Origin of the sequence: Ruegeria sp. EL01, assembly GCF_900313035.1 — a bacterium.
GTDB lineage: Bacteria > Pseudomonadota > Alphaproteobacteria > Rhodobacterales > Rhodobacteraceae > Ruegeria.
Map to the genome: position 1 here is coordinate 13,080 of NZ_OMPS01000005.1, position 20,098 is coordinate 33,177.

At 57.3% G+C, this 20,098-nt stretch carries 18 protein-coding genes and 1 pseudogene; 8 read left to right on the forward strand and 11 right to left on the reverse strand.

From position 1 onward, the window contains the following. Positions 1-274: 274 nt before the first annotated feature. Both D9K61_RS04780 and D9K61_RS04785 read right to left on the reverse strand, forming a co-directional pair. A complete protein-coding gene (locus D9K61_RS04780) occupies positions 275-1,816 on the reverse strand; it encodes an aldehyde dehydrogenase (NADP(+)) (RefSeq protein ID WP_120632127.1) in 1,542 nt (513 codons plus the stop codon). A gap of 9 nt (positions 1,817-1,825) precedes the next feature. Beyond that, positions 1,826-2,787: pseudogene (locus D9K61_RS04785) on the reverse strand (dihydrodipicolinate synthase family protein). A 270-nt stretch (positions 2,788-3,057) separates the two neighbouring features. On the opposite strand from D9K61_RS04785, the gene D9K61_RS04790 reads away from it, so the two are divergent. The 8 genes from D9K61_RS04790 to D9K61_RS04830 all read left to right on the forward strand — a co-directional run bounded on the left by D9K61_RS04790 (position 3,058) and on the right by D9K61_RS04830 (position 12,015). Then, on the forward strand, positions 3,058-3,762 hold the full coding sequence (locus tag D9K61_RS04790) for a GntR family transcriptional regulator (protein ID WP_120632128.1): 705 nt from the start codon (positions 3,058-3,060) through the stop codon (positions 3,760-3,762). Between the two features lie 289 nt (positions 3,763-4,051). Beyond that, entirely contained in the window at positions 4,052-4,657 is a 606-nt protein-coding gene (locus D9K61_RS04800; RefSeq protein ID WP_120632130.1) for a helix-turn-helix domain-containing protein, read from the forward strand. A 138-nt stretch (positions 4,658-4,795) separates the two neighbouring features. Beyond that, complete coding sequence (locus D9K61_RS04805) at positions 4,796-6,379, forward strand: ABC transporter substrate-binding protein (RefSeq protein ID WP_216825749.1); 1,584 nt, start codon at positions 4,796-4,798, stop codon at positions 6,377-6,379. A gap of 58 nt (positions 6,380-6,437) precedes the next feature. Continuing rightward, on the forward strand, positions 6,438-7,379 hold the full coding sequence (locus D9K61_RS04810; RefSeq protein ID WP_120632131.1) for an ABC transporter permease: 942 nt from the start codon (positions 6,438-6,440) through the stop codon (positions 7,377-7,379). Then, a complete protein-coding gene (locus D9K61_RS04815; RefSeq protein ID WP_120632132.1) occupies positions 7,376-8,227 on the forward strand; it encodes an ABC transporter permease in 852 nt (283 codons plus the stop codon). Before D9K61_RS04810 ends, D9K61_RS04815 begins: the two co-directional genes overlap by 4 nt. A gap of 2 nt (positions 8,228-8,229) precedes the next feature. Further along, positions 8,230-9,222 carry an ABC transporter ATP-binding protein gene (locus tag D9K61_RS04820; RefSeq protein WP_254055670.1) on the forward strand — a complete coding sequence of 331 codons (993 nt, stop codon included), beginning with the start codon at positions 8,230-8,232 and terminating at the stop codon, positions 9,220-9,222. Next, on the forward strand, positions 9,219-10,214 hold the full coding sequence (locus D9K61_RS04825; protein ID WP_120632134.1) for an ABC transporter ATP-binding protein: 996 nt from the start codon (positions 9,219-9,221) through the stop codon (positions 10,212-10,214). Before D9K61_RS04820 ends, D9K61_RS04825 begins: the two co-directional genes overlap by 4 nt. After that, positions 10,207-12,015 (forward strand): aminopeptidase P family protein, encoded by a 1,809-nt coding sequence (locus tag D9K61_RS04830; RefSeq protein WP_120632135.1) that lies wholly within the window; start codon positions 10,207-10,209, stop codon positions 12,013-12,015. Before D9K61_RS04825 ends, D9K61_RS04830 begins: the two co-directional genes overlap by 8 nt. 46 nt (positions 12,016-12,061) lie before the next feature. Here the strand turns inward: D9K61_RS04830 and D9K61_RS04835 are convergent, their stop codons facing one another. From D9K61_RS04835 to D9K61_RS04875, 9 genes are all read right to left on the reverse strand, one after another. After that, positions 12,062-12,757, reverse strand: coding sequence for an RraA family protein (locus D9K61_RS04835; protein WP_120632136.1), 696 nt, complete (start codon positions 12,755-12,757; stop codon positions 12,062-12,064). Then, positions 12,747-13,454 (reverse strand): alpha/beta fold hydrolase, encoded by a 708-nt coding sequence (locus tag D9K61_RS04840; RefSeq protein ID WP_120632137.1) that lies wholly within the window; start codon positions 13,452-13,454, stop codon positions 12,747-12,749. The genes D9K61_RS04835 and D9K61_RS04840 overlap by 11 nt, the downstream gene beginning before the upstream one ends. Beyond that, on the reverse strand, positions 13,455-14,582 hold the full coding sequence (locus D9K61_RS04845) for a cobalamin-independent methionine synthase II family protein (RefSeq protein WP_120632138.1): 1,128 nt from the start codon (positions 14,580-14,582) through the stop codon (positions 13,455-13,457). Between the two features lie 10 nt (positions 14,583-14,592). After that, a complete protein-coding gene (locus D9K61_RS04850; RefSeq protein ID WP_120632139.1) occupies positions 14,593-15,195 on the reverse strand; it encodes a class I SAM-dependent methyltransferase in 603 nt (200 codons plus the stop codon). Then, the gene (locus tag D9K61_RS04855) at positions 15,192-16,151 is read right to left on the reverse strand and encodes a cupin (RefSeq protein WP_120632140.1); all 960 of its coding nucleotides are present in this window, start codon (positions 16,149-16,151) and stop codon (positions 15,192-15,194) included. Before D9K61_RS04855 ends, D9K61_RS04850 begins: the two co-directional genes overlap by 4 nt. A 149-nt stretch (positions 16,152-16,300) precedes the next feature. Beyond that, positions 16,301-17,272 (reverse strand): nuclear transport factor 2 family protein, encoded by a 972-nt coding sequence (locus D9K61_RS04860; RefSeq protein ID WP_120632141.1) that lies wholly within the window; start codon positions 17,270-17,272, stop codon positions 16,301-16,303. Beyond that, positions 17,269-18,297, reverse strand: a complete 1,029-nt coding sequence (locus D9K61_RS04865) for a LacI family DNA-binding transcriptional regulator (RefSeq protein ID WP_120632142.1) — start codon at positions 18,295-18,297, stop codon at positions 17,269-17,271. Before D9K61_RS04865 ends, D9K61_RS04860 begins: the two co-directional genes overlap by 4 nt. Next, positions 18,282-19,046, reverse strand: coding sequence for an SDR family NAD(P)-dependent oxidoreductase (locus tag D9K61_RS04870; RefSeq protein ID WP_120632143.1), 765 nt, complete (start codon positions 19,044-19,046; stop codon positions 18,282-18,284). The genes D9K61_RS04865 and D9K61_RS04870 overlap by 16 nt, the downstream gene beginning before the upstream one ends. After that, on the reverse strand, positions 19,046-20,098 hold the full coding sequence (locus D9K61_RS04875) for an ester cyclase (protein ID WP_120632144.1): 1,053 nt from the start codon (positions 20,096-20,098) through the stop codon (positions 19,046-19,048). The genes D9K61_RS04870 and D9K61_RS04875 overlap by 1 nt, the downstream gene beginning before the upstream one ends.

A 20,098-nucleotide genomic window follows, 5' to 3' on the forward strand; every position in this document is an offset into this window, starting at 1 on the left:
ACCAGAACCATCGCAACCAATGCCAAAGGGGTTAGCAAAGCGATAAACGACACGCGCAGCTTTTGGGGCAGGGGTATTGAGTGCAGGTGCTGGCACATCTGCACCAAATCGCCGGGCCTACATCCGACCTGCGGTCATCTTCCACTCAATGTCGGCAGCAGACGTGGCGCTGCGAGTGTGGCGGTTGGCGCCTTTTGGGCGCGCGCCAAGCGCCAGGTTCTCCTGTACCGACACAGCCGTGCCGGTACGTTTGGATGTTTGTGCTTGGGCTGCTTTAGGTCGGTGTGATTTCGGCCAGATCCTCGGGGTGCAGATGGCTTGGCATGTTCTGATAGGCGACAGGCCGCAACCACCGGCGAATAGACAATGTCCCGACGCTGGTGGCGCCAAAATTTGTGCTGGCCGGGTAGGGCCCGCCGTGGACCATTGAACCAACGACCTCGACACCCGTCGGGAAGCCGTTGAACAGCACTCGACCGGCCTTGCGCTCAAGGATCGGGCATAGCTGTCGCGCAAGGTCGGCATCGCCGCCATCCATGTGGATCGTTGCCGTCAATTGCCCGTCCAGTTGAGTGGACAGAGCGATCATCTCTTGTTCCGACTTTACGCACACCGCAAGGGCCGCGGGTCCGAACACTTCTTCGCCTAGGCTGGGGTCCGCCAAGAAAGCCTCGGCGCTGGTTTCAAACAATGCGGGTTTGGCTGTTCGCCCACCACTGTCGCCCGGCACAATTGTACGCACGGCGTTGTGGTTGGCCAGATGTGTCGAACTCATGCGATAGGCGTGGGCAATACCACCGGTCAGCATGGTCTGCTGGGGCACGTCGTCCAAGGCTGCTGCCGTGGCAGAAACAAACTGATCAGCATCAGCGTTGTCTATCACCACCGCGACGCCCGGGTTGGTGCAGAACTGTCCGGCCCCCATGGTCAGCGATCCGGCCCATCCTGCCCCTAGTTCCGTTGCACGTGCCGACAAAGCCTGCGGCAACAGGAACATCGGATTGATCGAGCCAAGCTCTCCAAAAAAAGGAATTGGATCAGGGCGCGCTGCGCAAAGATCAAACAGTGCGCGACCCCCAGCCAGCCCTCCGGTGAAGCCGACGGCCCGGATCAGCGGGTGCCGCACCAGCGCTTCGCCGATGCTAGAGTCGCCACCCTGGACAAGGGCGAACACTCCGGCTGACATGCCAGTGCTTTCGATCGCGGATTTGATGGCGTCAGCGACAATCTCGCCCGTCCCTGGGTGCGCCGGGTGCCCTTTGACAACAACTGGACATCCTGCGGCCAGTGCCGAGGCAGTGTCCCCACCCGCAACAGAGAAGGCCAATGGAAAGTTGGACGCGCCAAAAACTGCTACGGGCCCGATGGGGCGTTGTATCATGCGGATATCCGGGCGTGGCGCGGGTTGGCGACCGGGCTGCGCCGGGTCATGGCGCCGCTCCAGATAGTCCCCTTGCAGGATGTAATCCGCAAACAGGCGCAGCTGACCAACAGTGCGTCCGCGTTCGCCTTGCAGGCGGGCTTTGGGCAGGCCGGTTTCGGAACTGCCGATCTGTGTGATCGCGTCGGCGCGGGCTTCGATTTCGTCAGCGATGGCGTTCAAGAAGGTCGCGCGTTCCTGGCGGCTGCGGCTGCTGAAATCCTGAAACGCCGCCTCGGCCAATTTGCAGGCTTGATCAATCAGTGCGGCCGACCCTACAGAAAACTGTTGCGATGGGCCCCGGGCGGGATCGGAGAGGAAGGTTCCATCTGATCCGACCCATTGGCCACCGATCAGGTGCTGACCATGCATGTTGTACACAGTATCCAAAGACATTGTAGTACCTCACGCTGCGTGCTGAGCAATGGTGCCGGGCAGTTGGCTCCAGGCCGCATACCATTCGCGGAAAAGCTTGAACTGCTTTTCGACATAGCCACGCTGGCTGTCTGACAACGCATCGCTTTCGTTGAAGTGGTGGGTGTATTCGGCGTAGCCCGACAGAACCATCAGGTGCTTGTAGTACAGCACCAGATCCGGTCCTTCGTCGAAAGACGAAAGAACACTCAGCGCATCCTCTAGCTCAAGCGCACGTTGCCGGGCCTCGGCATCCCCATTGGCGGCGGCTGTGCACAACGCAACCAGATGCAAAACCTCTTGAGGCAGCACATTGCCGATCCCGGTGATCGCGCCGGTGGCGCCGCAGTTGACGATGCCATGGAACACCGCAGTGTCGACGCCAACCATCAGGGTGACGTTGTCGCCGCCGCTGGTGATGTTCTCGGCCGCATAGCGTAGGTCCTCGGGACCCCCGAACTCTTTAAATCCAACAAGGTTGGAATGTTCCTTGCGCAGCTCAAAGAACAGATCGGCACGGGTCGCGAAGCCATAGTAGGGGCTATTGTAGATGACCGCCGGAAGATCGGGGCGGCTGACAAGATGCCTTTGAAATGCGCCCGCTGAGCGGCCATTGAGCTGCCGCGCGACAGGACACGGGGGATGACCATCAAACCGTTTGCGCCGACTTTCTGCGCATGTGCTGCGTGTTCAATGGCCTTGGCCGAGTTGGTTGCGCCGGTGCCGACGATGACTGGGATACCCGCCTCGACCAGCGCCTCTACGCCCCGCATCCGCTGTTCGTCGGTCAACAGGGGCCAGTCCCCCATCGATCCACAATAGACAACTGCAGACATGCCCGCTGCAATCAGTTCTGAGCCTTTACGCACAAGTGCCGCAAAGTCCGGCGTACGATCCACGCGGCATGGCGTCATCAAGGCTGGTATACAGCCGGAAAAAATATTCGAGCTCATGGAGCAAATCTCCCAAAATTTGGATCGACCGGGTGAGCGCTGTCAAAGCCAAGCTGCCGGACCCGAGAATCACGTGTTCTTTCCGATAGTCTACTAATAATATATATAATGTCGACAAAGATTCGACATGAGTAGCGCAATGCATGTGAAGCGCTGGCAATGCACTTGATTTTTCATTGGTTTTAGCGCTCGACTAATGGTGCGGGCCTATGCCAAAATCTGACCCCGGTTGGCTGGGTTTGTCAGCCTGGCGACCAAAGGAGCGCAGAGATGGCGGAAATACCTACGCCCGGTGAAAAAGGCCGCAGGCGGGGATCAGGGGTTCAGTTCGTCTACGAAACTCTGCGGGATGAGATTATTGATCTGGGTCTGCCGCCGGGCAGTCCAATTGACGAGGTCAAGCTGAGCGAACGCTTCTCCATGTCGCGAACCCCGATCCGCGAAGCGCTGGTGCGGTTGGCGTCAGAAGGTTTGGTCACAACACTGCCGAACCGGGCAAGCATCGTAACCCCAATCGACTTTTTGAACCTGCATACATTCTTTGATGCGATCACGTTGATGTACCGAGTCACAACCCGGTTGGCGGCTGAATACCGCACGGATCAGGATCTGGCAGACATTCGCGCCCTGCAAACTGAATTCGCCGCGGCGGCGACCAAAGGCGAAGTTCTGACCATGATCGCGAAGAATGCCGCGTTGCACACTGCCATCGCGCAGGCCGGGCGCAACCCGTATTATGAAAGCCTGACAAGCCGATTGTTGAATGAGGGGCAGCGGATCATGCGACCCTACTATTCGTCGTTCGGAGATCGTTTACCCGAACGCTACGCCTCGGAACATGATGACATTATCAACGCGATTGAAGCCCGTGACATCGCCTTGTCCGACCAACTGGCAAGCGCGCACGCCGAACAGATCGTCCAGAACATCCGGGATCTGATCTCGACCGATCGCCGTCAGTCCATAGATCTGTGATCGTTTGCGAACGGGTTTGTTGCCTGCGCGGTCGCTGTGCATGGTTTTTTGAAGCTCGCCTTCCTTAGGTGAACTTCCGACGAGCTGCTGAAATTGAGGCGCTGAACAAGATGTTTATTCACCTGGGCGGGCAGAAGGGAGGGTGCTTTGTTTGTCAAATTGACATATATGTTGGTGGCGCCTTCAAGACGCATTTTTCCTAAAAAATTTACTTCCACTAAATAATTTTTGACCTTTTGCTTCTGATCCGGTTGAATATCCGACAATTAGTTTTCTTGGGAGACAGGGCATGAACGCTCCTACCGCGCGCGACAAGACCAAGCCCAAAGGGCAACCCACCGAACTGGGTCAGGCGATACGCCGACGCCGCAAGGCAATGGGGTTGACGCTGGACCGGGTGGCTCAGACCACGGACCTGACCACTGGGTTCCTGTCGCAAGTTGAACGCGGTCTGAGCTCACCTTCGCTCAGCTCGCTGATGTCAATTGCAGCTGCCCTTCAGACAAGCATTGAAAAGCTGCTTAGTGTGCCCGAGGTCTTTACTGAATATGTAGCGCAGGACAGCCGACAGACGTATTCGCTGGGCACCAGAGGTCGGTTTTATGAAAAACTTGGACCCGGTTTTGCGGGTGCATTGTTCAACCCGCAGATTGTTCACCGTCCACCAGGCCATGTGTCAGAAAAGATGTGCCACGATGGCGAGGCATTTTGTTATCTGATCTCGGGCCGGTTGGAATATCACCTGGGTAAAAAAGTATTCATCATGTCGCCGGGCGACGTGGTTCATCACGATACATCTGTTCGGCATTTTTCAGTTGTTCTCGGTGATGTTGAAGCCGTGGAGCTTTGGGTAACTACTTCACCTATAAACGATTCCGGTGCCCCTACGGCGTGATAGCTATACCCGGGCTGCAAGTATCAGGGATGGTCAATTTCACTAAACTTCATCTGTGACTAAAAAAAGCTTTAGTAAAATTAAGAATCATCTATGGTCGCCTTCAAGCAAGTCTTTTGTTTGCGGGAGGAGAATAGAATGATGATGAAAACGGTATTGGGAGTAACCGTTGCCGCCACTCTGGCACTGCCAGCACTGGCGCAGGAACGGGGTGGGACACTGAACTTTGCGCGCTATGACGGCTCGCGTTTGATCGACCCGATTTACGCGGATCGCAACCCCGATATCTGGATGGTTGGCAGCCTGTTCGACACGCTGCTGCGTGGCAGTGCCGATGGCAATTCGGTCGAGCCCGGTTTGGCGGAAAGCTTCTCGGTGTCTGATGACGGCAAGACCGTTTCGATGACATTGCGCGAAGGCGTTCTGTTTGCGGATGGCTCGGCCATGTCAGGTGACGATGTGGTCTTTTCCCTCGACCGTGCGCGCAATCCTGATCTAAGCCCATGGGCTGGTCTTTTGGGGTCCATTGACACTGTTTCCGCCGACGGCACTGCAATCACGATTGCGTTGAAAAGCCCCGATCCAACTATCTTGTCGATGCTGGCCACGTTCAACACGGCCATCGTGTCGAAGGCTGCGTTTGAAGCAGCTACTGGGGAAACCGATCAGGACAAATCCGCTGCAATCTTTGCTGCAAAGACGGCAGGTGTCGGATCGGGCCCGTTCTATCTGTGTGGGTTTGAGCAGGGCGCGTCGATGGATTTCTGTGCCAACGAAAACTACTGGCGTATGGGCGCAGACGGAGAGCCGTTGCCGTATCTGGACGGCGTGCATTTCGAGATCATTCCGGACGATGCGACCCGCATCCTGAGCCTTCAGGCAGGCGAAGTGGATGCAGCCGAGTTCATTCCGTTCAGCCGCGTCTCTGAGCTTGATGCGGATCCGAACATCGACATGCAACTCTACCCGTCGACACGGATCATCTATTCGCCGATCAATACACGTGAGACCCGCGCCGATGGTTCGCCCAATCCGCTGGCCGATGCCCGCGTGCGGCAAGCGCTGAATTACGGGACCAACAAAGAGGCTCTGATCGGGCTGGTGCTGCACGGTGCTGGCCAGCCAATGAGCTCGCCCTTGATGGCGAAGGCAACACAATACGCTGACGATCTGAGCCCGCTTTATGCCTATGACATGGAAAAAGCCAAGGCGCTGATGTCCGAGGCCGGAGTAGGCGAGGGCACGCAGATCACATTCACAACGCTGGCCGGATCAGCCGACGATGCAACGATCTTTGCGGCGCTGCAACAAATGTGGGCACCGCTGGGTATTGATCTGGAAGTTGAGCAAGTTGACGGCGCCACGCGCGGTGCCAAGAACCGTTCGGGCGAATTCGATATCCACACCTATGGCTGGGTGAATGATGTGAACGACCCAAGCCAGGTTGTGGGCTGGTTGGGGCATACACCCACAGCCAAGGCGGTTGGAACCGGGTGGGAAAACGCCGAGTTCAACACCTTGTTCGATGGCGCGGCGGCCGAGATGGACCCGGAGGCCCGCAAGGATATGTTCGCCAAGATGCAGGCGCTTTACGCCGACGCTGCGCCGTTGCTGTTCATGTATGAAACCCCCTTTGCCGTTGCCCTTGGCAATGCAGTCGAAGGCTATGTTCAGACGCCTTTGGGGAATAACATCTTCGAAGAAGCAACTGTCAGCCGCTAAACGCTGATCATCTTGCCCCGCCGGAACATACCGGCGGGGCAATTCTGCGGAGCTCGCCTTGTCCAGCCTGTTTTACATACTCAAACGATTTCTGATGATGATCCCGACTTTCTTTCTGGTCATGATCATCATTTTTCTTCTGGTGCGGCTTTTGCCGGGCGATCCCGCCATTGCAATGGCGGGTGATCGGGCGTCGGATGCCGATATCCAAGCCATACGCGAAAGGCTGGGTTTGACCGAGCCCATGCTTGTGCAGTTCTGGCTGTTTCTCACCAACACGGTGCAGGGTGATCTGGGTCGATCGATTCTGATGCGCACGGATGTGATCGACGTCATCGCGGATCGTCTGCCGATCACCGTGTTCCTGACCGTCTACTCGGTTGCATTGTCGCTGCTGATTGCCGGGCCGCTGGCCTTTGTGGCTGCCCTCAATCGTGGACGCTGGCCGGATGCAGTGATCCGCACGGTATTCCAGATCGGCTTGTCGATGCCGGTATTCTATATCGGGCTGGTCCTTCTGACATTTCTTGCAGCGCAGTTGCGATTGTTTCCTGTGGGCGGTTATGGCGACACGTTCGGCGACAGGCTTTATCACTTGTTCCTGCCGTCAATCACAGTCGCACTTTACACCTCTGCTATCATCATGCGGAATTTGCGCAGCGCGATTATCGAAGTTCTGGATGCGGAGTATGTGCAGTTTGCACGCGCCAAAGGCTTGCCGCCGCGGTTGATCCTTGGGCGCCATGTACTGCGCAACGCGCTGATCTCGACGGTTACTCTATTGGGCCTGTCTATCGGTAACCTGATGAGCGGCACATTGGTCACCGAAACCGTGTTTGCCGTACCGGGTATGGGGCGGCTGATGCTTGAGGCGATCTTTGCCCGAGACTACCCCCTTATCCAGGGCCTGACGCTGACATTTGCCGTTTTGGTCTCGTTTGTCTTTCTGATGACTGATCTGTTCCAGAGCCGCCTTGACCCAAGGATGCGTCTGCAATGAGTGATGCGGTTTTCACCCCCTCACCACCGTCTCGTATTCGGCTGGCTTTGCGTAAACCGGGGTTTGTTGCCGGACTTCTGATCATTGGATTTTCGCTGATGCTAGCCCTTTTTCCCGGCGGGTTCGCGCCATATGATCCCAATGCCATTGACTATCTGGCCGTGCGTCAACCGCCATCCTGGGCGCATCCGTTTGGCACCGATCTGTTGGGACGGGACAGTCTGTCCCGCGTCATATGGGCGTATCAGGTGAACATGCAGATGGCGGTTCTTGCGACCGTGTTTGCGCTTGTGATCGGTGTCGTGGTCGGAGCGCTTGTCGGCTACTATCGTGGGATCGCAGATCTGATTTTTGGCCGCGTTGTTGATGCAGTCATCACGTTTCCATTTCTGGTTCTCGTCATTGCTGTGGTTGCTGTGCTTGGGCCTGGATTGGTCAATATGTACATCGCCATCACTCTGGTTGGATGGGTCTACTATGCCCGGTTGATGCGGGCCGAGGTGATCGCACAGATGGGCAATGACTATGCCGCGGCAGGCATCGTCATGGGCTATTCGGACCGACGCATCATCTTTCGCCACCTGCTGCCCAATGCGATTACGCCGGTGATTGTCTATTGGATGACCGATATGGCGCTGGCGATCCTGTTGGGGTCGTCGCTGGGGTATCTTGGTCTCGGCGCTCAGCCCCCGCAGTCGGAATGGGGGGTTCTGATTGCCGAAGGCCGCAACTTTATCTCGACAGCCTGGTGGCTCAGCCTGATGCCCGGCATTGCAATTGTTCTGACTGGCCTTGGTTTTTCATTGTTAGGCGATGGGCTGGCGGATTTGTTGAGGCCACGAGGATGACCATGGAAGATCAGAAAACGATCCTCGAGGTTGATGGACTCAACACGACATTTCACAGAAATGGCCGCCCCCTTCCAGCATTGCGGGACGTTAGTTTCAGCGTTGCACGTGGTGAGGTTTTGGGGCTGGTCGGCGAAAGTGGGTCCGGCAAAAGCGTTACGCTACGCTCGATCATGGGTCTTGCCCGACGCTACGGAGAGGTGACTGGTCAAATCCGATGGAAAGGCAGTGATCTGGTGACGATGTCGGATCGCGCGCTGCGCCATATTCAAGGGCGCGAGATCGCAATGATCTTTCAAGAGCCGATGACCTCTCTGAACCCGCTTCTGACCGTTGGGCTTCAGCTGGAAGAAACCCTGAGCGCCCATACTGATCTGCCACGAAAGGCACGGCGCGACCGGGCGGTCGAGATGCTGGATTTGGTTGGTATCCCGTCGGCTGCGCAGCGACTGAAGGACTATCCGCATCAGTTCTCGGGTGGGATGCGTCAGCGTGTTATGATTGCCATCGCTCTGGCCGCGAACCCCAAGCTATTGCTGGCGGACGAACCCACCACCGCCCTGGATGTCACCATTCAGGCGCAGATTCTTGATCTGATCCTGCGGTTGGCGCAGGACATGGATATGGGTGTGCTTCTGGTCACGCATGATCTGGGTGTCGTGGCCCAAACCTGCGACAACCTGGCGGTTATGTACGCGGGCCGGATCGTCGAACAAGGCCCAGTGCGCGACGTTTTACGCGCACCGGGCCATCCCTACACCGTCGGTTTGATGAGATCCGTTCCGGAAAACCTGCCGCCGCGCACTCCGCTCTATTCTGTGCCGGGCGTCCCGCCCAGCCTGGACGCGCTACCGACGGGTTGTGCCTTTGCACCGCGCTGCAGTTCTTGCATCGAGCCGTGTTTGCAGGACCGACCGGCCCTGACTCTGATTACGGATCGACGACATGTTGCGTGTTTCAATCCAATAACCAACGCCAAAGGAAACGTCGCATGACCGCAGTTATGCAAATTCGCGATCTGCACCTCAGGTTCCCGGCCGGTCGAAGCCTTGCAGACTTTGTGACGGGCCGCCCGGGGCGTGAGGTTAAGGCCTTAAATGGTGTTGATCTGGACCTGAAACAGGGTGAGACGTTGGGTGTCGTTGGTGAATCCGGCTGCGGTAAATCTACGCTCGCGCGGTGTATCGTGCGCCTGAACACACCCAGCGAAGGGTCGATCGAGTTCGAAGGTCAGGACATTTTTGGCAGCGCGTCCCGTGATGATCGCAGCTACAATCGTCGGGTCCAGATGATGTTTCAGGACCCTTATTCTTCACTCAATCCCCGGATGACCACAGGCCAGATTCTTGCCGAGGCTTTGAAAGTGCACAATATGCGCCCCGAAGCCGAAATTCCTGCCCGCGTGGCCCAGCTGTTGGATCTGGTTCGCTTGCCGCAGGATGCGCAGGGTAAGCTGCCGCATGAGTTTTCGGGCGGCCAGCGCCAGCGTATCGCCATCGCGCGGGCGCTGGCTGTCGAACCCGAAGTTCTGATTGCGGATGAGCTGGTTTCTGCACTTGACGTTTCGGTGCAAGCGCAGGTCGTCAATCTGTTGCTTGAGCTGCAGCAGGAACTTGGCCTGACAATCCTGTTCGTGGCCCATGATCTGCGTCTGGTTCGCCACGTGTCGAACCGCGTTGCTGTGATTTATCTTGGTAGGATTGTCGAAATCGGTGACAGTGAAACGTTGTTTTCCGCCCCGTCCCATCCATACAGTCAGGCGCTATTGTCAGCGGCACCATCGCTGAACCCCGACAACCGAGGCACGGTGACCCGGCTTGAGGGTGAACTGCCCTCGCCATTGAATATGCCCGTTGGTTGCCCTTTCCACATCCGATGCCGCCATGCCAGTGATGTTTGCCGGAAGGACGTGCCCGCGTTGCAACCAGTCGAAGGCCGGGGCGAGGTCGCCTGCCACCATGTCAAAGAGATAAACGCTTATGCTTGATGCCCGCGACCCTGATCATCGACCCGTCATTTCGGCGCTGCGCCAGGAACTGCTGCAACGCGGTCTGGATGCGCTCATCTTGCCCAGATACGACGCGCATCAAGCCGAATATGTTGCGCCCCACGATGAACGGTTGGCACATGTTACTGGTTTCACCGGATCGGCGGGCATGGCTATTGTCACGCCGCAAACGGTCGCCCTGTTCGTCGATGGGCGCTATGTCGTGCAGGCTGGAAACCAATGTGCCGATCCGATTTTTTCGCATCATCACCTGTACGAGGAGCCGCCCGAAATCTGGCTGGGATCCGTCGTGCAACAGGGATGGAAAATTGGCTTTGACGCAATGCATCTGCCGCCGGTCTGGTATGACCGGTTTGCCGATGCCCTGAGTGGTACCGCCGCTCAGCTGATTGCCGTGCAGGGAAACCCGGTTGACGAAATCTGGCACGATCAACCCAAACCGCCGCAAGGGTTGATCGAACCGTTCCCGTTGCAGTTTTCCGGCAAACGTACGATGGACAAGGTCGCGGATTTGGTTGCCGAGATGCAGAAGCACAACGCTGATCTTCTGGCGGAAACACAACCCGACAACATCGCTTGGTTGCTGAATGTCCGCGGGTCTGATGTGGCGTTCAATCCAGCTCCTCAATCTTTCCTTTTGGTCGAACGATCTGGCCGGATCCATTGGTTTGTGTCGGACGAAAAGCTGAACGCTGACGTCACGGACCATCTACCGGAAAGTGTGATCGTTCACCCGCCCCAGGCCTTCCTGCAAAACTTGGCTGATTGCATACAGCCGGGGCAGGGGGTGTTGTATGATCCCGACTTTTCTCCGGCAGCTGTCCGGATGGTGTTGGAGCAGGAAGAGGCCAACCCCATTCCAATTGCAAGCCCGTTAACTGGGGCAAAGGCGCAAAAGAATTCGGTCGAATGTGAAGGACTGCGCGCGTGCCATGTCGAGGATGGAGTGGCCTGGACTGAATTCTGTGCCTGGCTGGCCGCCGAGGTTCCTGCGCGCGCCAACGGTCAGAGCAACGTAACCGAGCGAGAAGCGGAGGAGAAAATCTTATCCAGCCGCCGCGCACGGCCCGGATTCTTGAGCGACAGCTTCAACACGATCTCAGCTGCTGGCGGAAATGCCGCAATGTGCCACTATGCAACCGAGACTGGAAACGCTGTGCCCATCGCGCCGGATGGCACCTATCTGTTGGATTCAGGCGGACAATACGACACCGGAACCACCGACGCCACGCGCAGTTTCTCGTTCGGATCCACCAGACCCGAAGGTTATGATCGGGCCTATACGGCTGTTTTCAAAGCGTTTCACGCGCTTGCGACACTTCGCTTCCCGCGTGGTACGCAAGGTCACCACATTGATGCGGTCTGCCGAAGGCCGTTGTGGGATTTGGGGTTGGATTACGACCACGGAACCGGACACGGCATCGGGCACCGGTTGTCGGTCCACGAGCATCCTCAACGTATTGGAAAGCCCTACAACCCGGTCGACTTGGTCCCCGGCATGATCCTGTCGATCGAGCCCGGATTCTATGATGCCGAGAGGTTCGGTATTCGGATCGAAAACCTCTTTGAAATCATCGAGGCGAGTGATGGGTTTTTTGAATTCTCAAACATGACCTGGATTCCAATTCAGACAGACATGCTGCTGATCGACCAGTTGACCCGCGCAGAGATCGACTGGATCAACAGCTATCATGCGGAGGTTCTGGACCACGTCGGATCAAAGCTGACCTCGGGAGCTTATGATTGGGCCAGCCAGGCGTGTGCCCCAATTCCAAGGTAGATCGCGAGGTAGCTTCCCTGGTCTTCAAACGGAGGGCGGCCGCAGCCTATGTCCGTGCCGCTTCGAATTCCGCCCATGCTTTTTCGAAGGCTTCAAAATCAAACCCCTCAGCTCGGGCTGGATCGAGAACAAGTTTTTCGGTTTCCAACAGCTTGCGAATGGCTGCTGCAAGATTTGGAATGTCATCCTGTGGGATGACCAACGCACCATGGCGGTCCGCATGAATCAAATCGCCGTCTTTGACGACCATGCCAAAGACACGGACCGGGGTTCCTATTTCCCGGACATGAACGAAGGCATGGCTGGGTCCTACTGATCCGGCAATCACGGGAAAATCGGTCGGCAGATCCCCAAGATCGCGCATCACGCCATTTGTCAGCGCGCCTGACAGGCCAAAGCCCTTGTGAACGGTCGTGTTGATCTCACCCCAAAAGGCACCAACGGCGTTTTCGCCATCCAGATCTTCGATCACCGCAAGCGCGGGGCGCGGCCCTTCTGCCATGTGGCGGTAGTAATCCATGCGGCGAGTTTTGATGACGTCCGCCGGTTCTTTTGGTTGGTTCGCAGCGGCGATGCGGGCCGTTCGAGCATAACCAACTATGGCTCCGGCCTCTGGGTCGCTACACAATACGGTGCCTCGTGTATACTGGTCAAAGCCACGTCCGCCTTGTGCCACTTCGATAGCATTGCAGACGGTGGGTGTGTCGACAGTTTTTAGCAGTGCCAACAAATCATCGTTCATCATCAACATCCTTTAGCCAGTGGCGCAGCGCCTGTGTGGTCTCGACGGGTTTTTCCAAAGTCGGCAAATGCCCTGCACCATCAAGGATCATCAGTTCGGACTGGGGCAGCAGATCGTGCATCAGCTCGTGCCGCGCGATCGGGCAGAGTTTGTCTTCGCGGCCACACAGCACCAGAGCAGGTTTGTAGAACTGGCGCAGGGTTTCGGTCTGATCCGGACGATCCCGCAGCGCAATCGACTGCTCGCAAAACACCTGCGACCCCAGCCCCAATGCCATGTCCATGCACAGGTCGAGGATTTCGGCCCGCCTTTCCCCATGACTGAGATAGTTTGGCTTCATCTCGTCCCGCATCACGCTGTTCAATTGGCCGGCGCGCGCGCGTTGGATCTGGGGTTCTCGGCGGTCCTGAACTTCTTTGACCTCGGCCAAGGGGTTCGTATCCAACAACGCCACTCCGGCAACCCGGTCCGACGCCAGTCGTATGATTTCCATCGCCACGATGCCACCCATGGAGAGGCCACACAGCGCAAAACGCCTGGGCGCTTCATCTAAAATACGTTTGGCGAGGTCGGTCATTGTTGTATGACCCGCCAATGCCGGAACAAGAACAGTACGCTCAGGCTGGAATGCCTCGATCTGCGGCGTGAACAACCGCGCATCACACATCATTCCAGGCAGCAAGACCAGAGGTGTCATTTAAGGTCCCGAAACGGATGCCGCCCCTTCAGACAGCGCCGCAAGCTTGGCATAAGCAATTGATGGATCGACCGCACCGAAGCCTGCAAATGTGCCAAAACCGCAATCACTGCCAGCGATAACCCGTTCAGTACCGACGATGTCGGTAAAACGCTGGATACGCTGCGCCACAAGCTCGGGGTGTTCAACAAAGTTCGTTGTCGTATCCACGACGCCGGGCACCAGTATTTTGTCATCCGGAATATCACGCTTGCGATCGCGGAAAACCGTCCACTCATGGCCATGGCGGGGGTTGGACGTTTCGAACAGGACATAGCGCGATTTTGTCGCCATCAGCGTATCGAACATTTTGGACATGGGAATGTCGCACAGGTGTGGGCCCTCGTAGTTGCCCCAACAGATGTGGATCCTGACACGATCAGCCGGAACCTTTTCAAGGGCGTGGTTCAAGGCATCCACATGCGTCTGTGCAACTTTGACGAATTCATCATCCGACAAATCGGTGAACAGCATGTGACGCGACAAGGCGAGGTCGGGGCAGTCCAGTTGCACGTCCAACCCTGCGGCCACGATTGTCTCGTATTCCTCTTTCATCGCGTCGGCCAGCGCTGTGAGATAGGCTTCGCGCGTTTTGTAGAAGTCATTTTGCAAGAATAGGGAAATCACGCCCGGGCTTGCTGCATTCATAAATCCTCGCGACACGCCATGTTCCGCCATCGCGGCCTTCAGGTTCGCAATGTCCTTGTTCAACTCTTCCTGCCCTTTTGAGCGAACCTCGCCGGTGCACATGGGCCGCGCGTATTGCGGGGTGCCACCCGCATCCGCCAGCCGCTGCAGGAAACTCGGGAACAGTTTCAGGTCAGCCGGTGCGTTTCTGGGGCTGTCGCCGGAAAACCCGGTGTAGCGATCTTTGACATAGGTTGCATAGCTGATCTTCGAGGTCTCACCATCGGACACGATGTCGATTCCGGCGTCCTTTTGTTTTTTTACCGTGTCCGAGACTGCCGACGTCATGCAGGCATCAAACGCCGCTGTGTCGTAGGGTTCTTCCCGCTCACGGGCAAAGATGAAATCCACCACCTCTTGTGTGCGTGGAAGTGACCCGACATGAGTGGTCTTTACTGACATGAAAATCTCCTTAAGTCTTTCGGGCCATCAACACGGTGTGGCGTTCCGTTTCAGGGTCCATGGCCAGAAACCCCGTCATGCGCAGCCCGTTTGCCTCTAGACAAGACGCATAGCCCGCAGGTGAAAGCGACGCGTGATACACCAGTTCGGTGCCAACCGTGCCGTGTGTTTCACCCGCACCGGGACCGACGGTCAGCATCAGCATTCCGCCAACGCGCAGATGACGCGACATGCGGGCGATGCAATCTTGTTGCTCAACGGCTGTCAGGTGGAAAAAACTGTTCCAGGCGATGATGCCGTCGAACGACTGATCGAGTTGGAATTCGCGCATATCCGCCTGCAACCAGTCGCCCTCAGGCCAGCGTTTTTGCGCAATCGCCAGCATCGCCTCGGAAAAATCGACGCCGGTGACGGTGAATCCTTCGGCCTTGAACCAGCGCGCAATCGGCTCGCCTGTACCGCAGCCCAGATCCAGGACATGATCGCCCGGCTTCAGGCTCGCGGTGAAGCGCGCCAGCCATCGCGCTTCAAACAACACGCGAGAGCGTGTTGCATCATAAGCGGCAGCCTGTCTTTCGTAGACGGCGTAGGTGTCTTTGGGATCCGCGCTCATCCTGTCCAAGTCGCTCCGGCGGGGTCTTCGGTTGCCGTAATACGGTACATTCCCGCATGGCCGGTCATGGAAGGGGTGACGCTATAGCTCTCACCCGGCAGCACCAGTGCTGTATCTCCGCTCGATACCGTTGTCTCATACCCGTCGACCGAGATGTGCCAATGGCCGCTGGCTGGCATCAGAACAACGGGTTGGTCGGCCTTGACCGGCCTGGTGACGCTGGATCCACGCCCAAGGAAGTCGACCTCGAACCCAGGCTTGTCTTTGATCAACCCATTTTCGCCGATTACAACAGCGGGCTTGTTGGCGGACAGTGCCATCAGATCCCAATATCGGGCGACGTATTTGCCCATTACGTCTTCGACAGGTACTTCCGGGTACGCATTCAGTTGGTCTTCGGTCAACAATGGCATCGGGTTGACGTTGTTCGGCAGCGCTTCGCCTTTCTTTGAGTCGTAAAGAACTCCATTGTCGCCCAGCATTAGCCCGTGCGCTTGGGCGTCTTCGATCACTTGTGGTGCCCAAGTGACCCCGCCACCGGCATCGTCACCACCCAGGATGGCCATGATCATCCCATAGTCTTGGCCAACGTTTTCGAACCCGCGAAAGATGCCGGTCGGTATGTTGAATATATCGCCTTCTTCGGCAATGAACTCACCTGCGGTGCCATGGCGACCCCAGAAGAACCGCCAGCGCCCTTTCGCGACGAAGAACACCTCGGCTGTGGTGTGGCTGTGCAATGAATTACGGCAGTTCGGCGGCTGACCGGCCGCGCCGATATTGAAACCGATCTGGTCGGTGATGTGCACATGTTGGTCGGGGCTTTCAGAGACGCCGCCTCCGACGATGGTAAAGTTCTCTTTCTGGTCCGATCCCGGAGTGTGGGCGTCGATGAAAGCCGTCTTGCAGGGCTGCAGCTCGCCATAGCGAACGATGCGGTTTTGGATGGTACTCATGTCTGGTCTCCTTGGAATTTGGGGTGTTGGGATGAAACCCCGTGCCCTGGAGGACGATTGTTCAGTCGCCGCGCCCGCAAACTGGCGCGATGGGCATGAAAACGCCGCGCCGCCTGGCCGGCATCCAGATATGCAACCCTAAGGGACACTCAGACGTCTCCGGTTTGCAAAAGGATCTGTTTCCAAATGGCAACTTCGTCATACAGGCTGAATTCCCGGCGTAGCCCCCAGGGGCCGAATTCGGCATGTGACATGCCCATGATGTGAACGTTGGCACCGGTTGGGCGACCAAATGCGCCCCATCCGTCATGCATCCCGTCCAATGACCAGCGGATCGCAGCGCGTGGGGACATCATGCCGCCGTCCATGCCGATCTGGTGATGAATTTTGAAGGTCGCGCTGGGGAATGACGAGCGGAGGCCGACCCAGAACCGGCTGGCGGCCTCGCGGCCAATTGCCTGTTTGGATCCGGCATATTCGCCGATCACGGCCCGATCGTAGTCCGCCAGGATGTGGTTGAAATCCTTGTTCATAATGCGTGTCAAAGTGTCGGCGTATTGGGCGCCCCACGCATTATCATTGCCGGTTCCATGGTAGCCGCCGTCGACATCAATGTCCGGTGTGAAGGGTCGTGCCGCCTTGTCCGGCCCGCCTTCGGCTGCGATCAGGTCACGGGTATAGTCTTTCGGCTCGAACCCGAGCTGGCGTACAAGGCCGCCATAGTCCCGAACAAGCCATTCATCATAGATGGTATCGCCTTTAGCGGCACAATCAGCGATCACACGCACGGTCCATTTCCGACCACTGGCTTTGCCGAACAGACCATCTTGCAGGTGCGTGGCGGTTGTCAGCAAGCGATGCGAGGACAAATGTCCGTGCTGCTCCGAGTGGGACCAGATCACATCTTCTGCCATCAGTTGCCTGTCCGGAAATTCGTGACAGGTGGCCATCGTCGCCGCGATCACACCTTGATTGCCCCGGCTAATACCCATTGGTGTCCGCACGGGAATTTCAGGTGCGTAATAGCGGTTCAATGTCTCGGTCCCACGATCTTCCCAGATCTCTTTGGTGATGCCGATGATATAGTCGGGGAAGTCTTTCCACTTGGTCGCGTATGTCATGGGGTGAAACCTTTTGGTTTTCTGGCCGAACCCCTGATTTTAAGAGGTCCGGGAATCCGAATGCGTTCCGAGGCTGCACCTCGTTCGATCCTGGCAAGCAACACATCAACTGTGGCCGTGACCATCTTGTTGATCGGTTGGCGAATGGTTGTCAGATCATAAGCGGGCCAAGCCGCAATCGGGACGTCATCATAGCCGACAATGCTGACGTCATTGGGAACCGACAGCCCCAGTTCAAACCGCAACGTGTCCATAACAGCAAAAGCCATGTGATCGTTGCCGACAAAGATCGCGTCTGGCCGGTCCGCGACACTGCAAAGCCTTCTAGCAATCGCCGAAGCCTCTTGTTGATTGTACTTACCGTCCTCGACGGCGAAGGGCTCAAGATCGTGTTCTTTCAGCCCTTCTACGAACCCGCGCATACGTTCCAGGCCAGTTGAGGAGTCCTGCCAGCCCGAGATATGCGCTATCTTTTTATGCCCGGCAGAAGCCAAAAAATGAGCGACCGCACGTGCGCCTTCGACGTTGTCCGAGGTTACCTGCGCAAGATCCCCGGTTTCTTGCCCGCGGTTGAACATGATCACCGGGATGCCCGCGTCGTCGCAGCGTTTGGCAATGTCGTTCGACATATCGACCGAGGCGGTGATGATCCCGTCAACCTGATAGGACATCAGCTCTTCGACGATCTGGCCGACGCTGTCGTCGTTCTTGGCCATGAACAGCAGGATGTGATAGCCGCGTTCCTTCAGGGCGCGGTCCAGATACTCCAGCGCCATCGGGTAGAACTGGTTTTCCAGATAGGCGACGACCATACCGATCACCCGGCTTTTGCCAGTAATCATCGCGCGCGCCAAAGTGTTTGGGCGATACCCCAAATCCTCGGCGGCCTTCATGACTTTGCTACGGGTTGTTGCTGACGCCGATGCGCCGGGCGTGAAGACGCGGCTGACCGCCGACTGGCTGACACCGGCAAGACGGGCAACGTCAGATGATGTGACCTTATCCGCCATCAGTCTGCCGTCCATCCGCCATCCACTAGTAACGCTGTGCCGGTCACAAGGCTTGCCGCATCTGATGCCAAATAGACAGCAGCGCCCGTTAAATCGCTAAGTTCTCCAACGCGCCCCAGTTTTATCTTATCCTCGATCCAGGCGCGCCGTTCGGGGATGGCCAGTGTTTGCTCGCCCAAAGGCGTGCGGATGAAGGTCGGAGCAATCGTGTTGACGCGTATGCCAAGCGCTCCCCATTCGATCGCCATGGCTTTGGTGAAGCCTTCAACCGCATGTTTGGTGCCGCAGTAAACGGCTCGATCGATGCCGCCGACTTGACCCATCTGGCTGGTGATGTTGATCAGACTGCCCGGCTTGCCCGCTGCGATCAGGCCGCGCGCCACTGCGCGGGTCAGGAAATAGGCGCCTTTGAAATTCAGGTCATTTACTGTGTCGAAATCAGCCTCGGAAGTTTCCACCGCCGGGGTATGACGGGCGAGACCTGCTGAATTGATCAGAATGTCAAATGGGCCAGCTGCGTCTACGGCAGCTTCGGTTGCAGCAACATCCGCAACGTCCAATACCAGAGGGCGACTTTTCCACCCTTTGTTGGCAAACGCTTCGACAAGTTCGACCAGCTTGCCTTTGGACCTGGCGGCCACAGTCACCTCGGCGCCATGGCTGGCCAAGGCCGTCGCGCAGGCGAGACCTATCCCCGAGGACGCCCCGGTAACCAAGGCGCGTTTGCCATCAAGACGGAAGGACGGGGCAGGGGGCAGGTTCATCAGGCTTCTCCAACAGGGAACGGTACGCGTCCCGGAACACGGGCCTTATTGAACTCGCGCAATCGTCGAAAGACGTCCACCCCTAACTGCCTGTATGCATCCAACAGATCGACCAGAACCCAGTTTTCCCGGATACGTCCATCTGCGACGCGCCAGAAGTCCAGGCTGCGCATGGTTATTTTTGTGCCCGATGGCGCAATGCCCATCCACCCATCATGGGTGACTGTCTGAACCATATCAGGCCATCCGGTAACGCCCACGTAGGGGCCATCTCCGAAGAAGTGATAGGTGATTTCGTCCAGGTATTGCCCACGATCCGGCATGCCCGACAGAAAGGGGATCTGGTGCCAGTTTCTGAACCCCCGAATGCCCCGGCTGGTGCCAATACCGGCGGGGCCATACCAGTTCATGTTCTCGTGCCAAAAGCGCGACATCTCCATCACTTCGGGTCCGCCTTGCGATGGGTGCTGCTTCATGTGGTTCAACATATCGACGATCACGTTGCGGCTGGCGTTGCTCTCAGTATCGGTTCGCGCAGGGCGAGAGAGGCCGTCGCCTGATGCCGGTCCGGGAATGAATATCTCGGACCCCAATGACGGTGCCATAGGCCAGGCCCCGACCTGCATCATCACCTCTGGCAAGTCCCAGATTATCTGCATCTCGACGATCTTGCCGTCAGCGACACGGTAATACTCATGAAACCGCATATGGGCGAGGTGACCTGATGGCGGGATATCCAAAAAAGGCCCCGCGAAAGTGCCAACATAATGCCCGCCGCAGCCAACCCAGTTGCTGCCATGTTCGTCTTCACCCACCATGACGAGCCAGTCGCGTCGCTCGGCATCGGGCCAAGCTTTACGCAGCGGGGTCAGCACGTTCTCAAAGAATGCTTGTGGGCTGTTCTGATCTCCAAACGGATGGCAGCAGCGAAACACGGCATCTGGCGAGAAATGCGTCTCTAGTGCACGCCGAACCGCAGCATCATCCCAATCATAGAGCGCGCGGCGCAATGGGGTTAGTAATTCGCGGTTGGCGTCGTGGGATGCGGACAT

Coding starts and splice junctions, on each gene's coding strand:
- D9K61_RS04805 (WP_216825749.1), top strand. CDS start 4,796: ATGATGATGAAAACGGTATTGGGAGTAACCGTTGCCGCCACTCTGGCA.
- D9K61_RS04835 (WP_120632136.1), bottom strand. CDS start 12,757: ATGAACGATGATTTGTTGGCACTGCTAAAAACTGTCGACACACCCACC.
- D9K61_RS04800 (WP_120632130.1), top strand. CDS start 4,052: ATGAACGCTCCTACCGCGCGCGACAAGACCAAGCCCAAAGGGCAACCC.
- D9K61_RS04845 (WP_120632138.1), bottom strand. CDS start 14,582: ATGTCAGTAAAGACCACTCATGTCGGGTCACTTCCACGCACACAAGAG.
- D9K61_RS04840 (WP_120632137.1), bottom strand. CDS start 13,454: ATGACACCTCTGGTCTTGCTGCCTGGAATGATGTGTGATGCGCGGTTG.
- D9K61_RS04865 (WP_120632142.1), bottom strand. CDS start 18,297: ATGGACGGCAGACTGATGGCGGATAAGGTCACATCATCTGACGTTGCC.
- D9K61_RS04790 (WP_120632128.1), top strand. CDS start 3,058: ATGGCGGAAATACCTACGCCCGGTGAAAAAGGCCGCAGGCGGGGATCA.
- D9K61_RS04820 (WP_254055670.1), top strand. CDS start 8,230: ATGGAAGATCAGAAAACGATCCTCGAGGTTGATGGACTCAACACGACA.
- D9K61_RS04830 (WP_120632135.1), top strand. CDS start 10,207: ATGCTTGATGCCCGCGACCCTGATCATCGACCCGTCATTTCGGCGCTG.
- D9K61_RS04875 (WP_120632144.1), bottom strand. CDS start 20,098: ATGTCCGCATCCCACGACGCCAACCGCGAATTACTAACCCCATTGCGC.
- D9K61_RS04780 (WP_120632127.1), bottom strand. CDS start 1,816: ATGTCTTTGGATACTGTGTACAACATGCATGGTCAGCACCTGATCGGT.
- D9K61_RS04860 (WP_120632141.1), bottom strand. CDS start 17,272: ATGACATACGCGACCAAGTGGAAAGACTTCCCCGACTATATCATCGGC.
- D9K61_RS04855 (WP_120632140.1), bottom strand. CDS start 16,151: ATGAGTACCATCCAAAACCGCATCGTTCGCTATGGCGAGCTGCAGCCC.
- D9K61_RS04815 (WP_120632132.1), top strand. CDS start 7,376: ATGAGTGATGCGGTTTTCACCCCCTCACCACCGTCTCGTATTCGGCTG.
- D9K61_RS04870 (WP_120632143.1), bottom strand. CDS start 19,046: ATGAACCTGCCCCCTGCCCCGTCCTTCCGTCTTGATGGCAAACGCGCC.
- D9K61_RS04850 (WP_120632139.1), bottom strand. CDS start 15,195: ATGAGCGCGGATCCCAAAGACACCTACGCCGTCTACGAAAGACAGGCT.
- D9K61_RS04825 (WP_120632134.1), top strand. CDS start 9,219: ATGACCGCAGTTATGCAAATTCGCGATCTGCACCTCAGGTTCCCGGCC.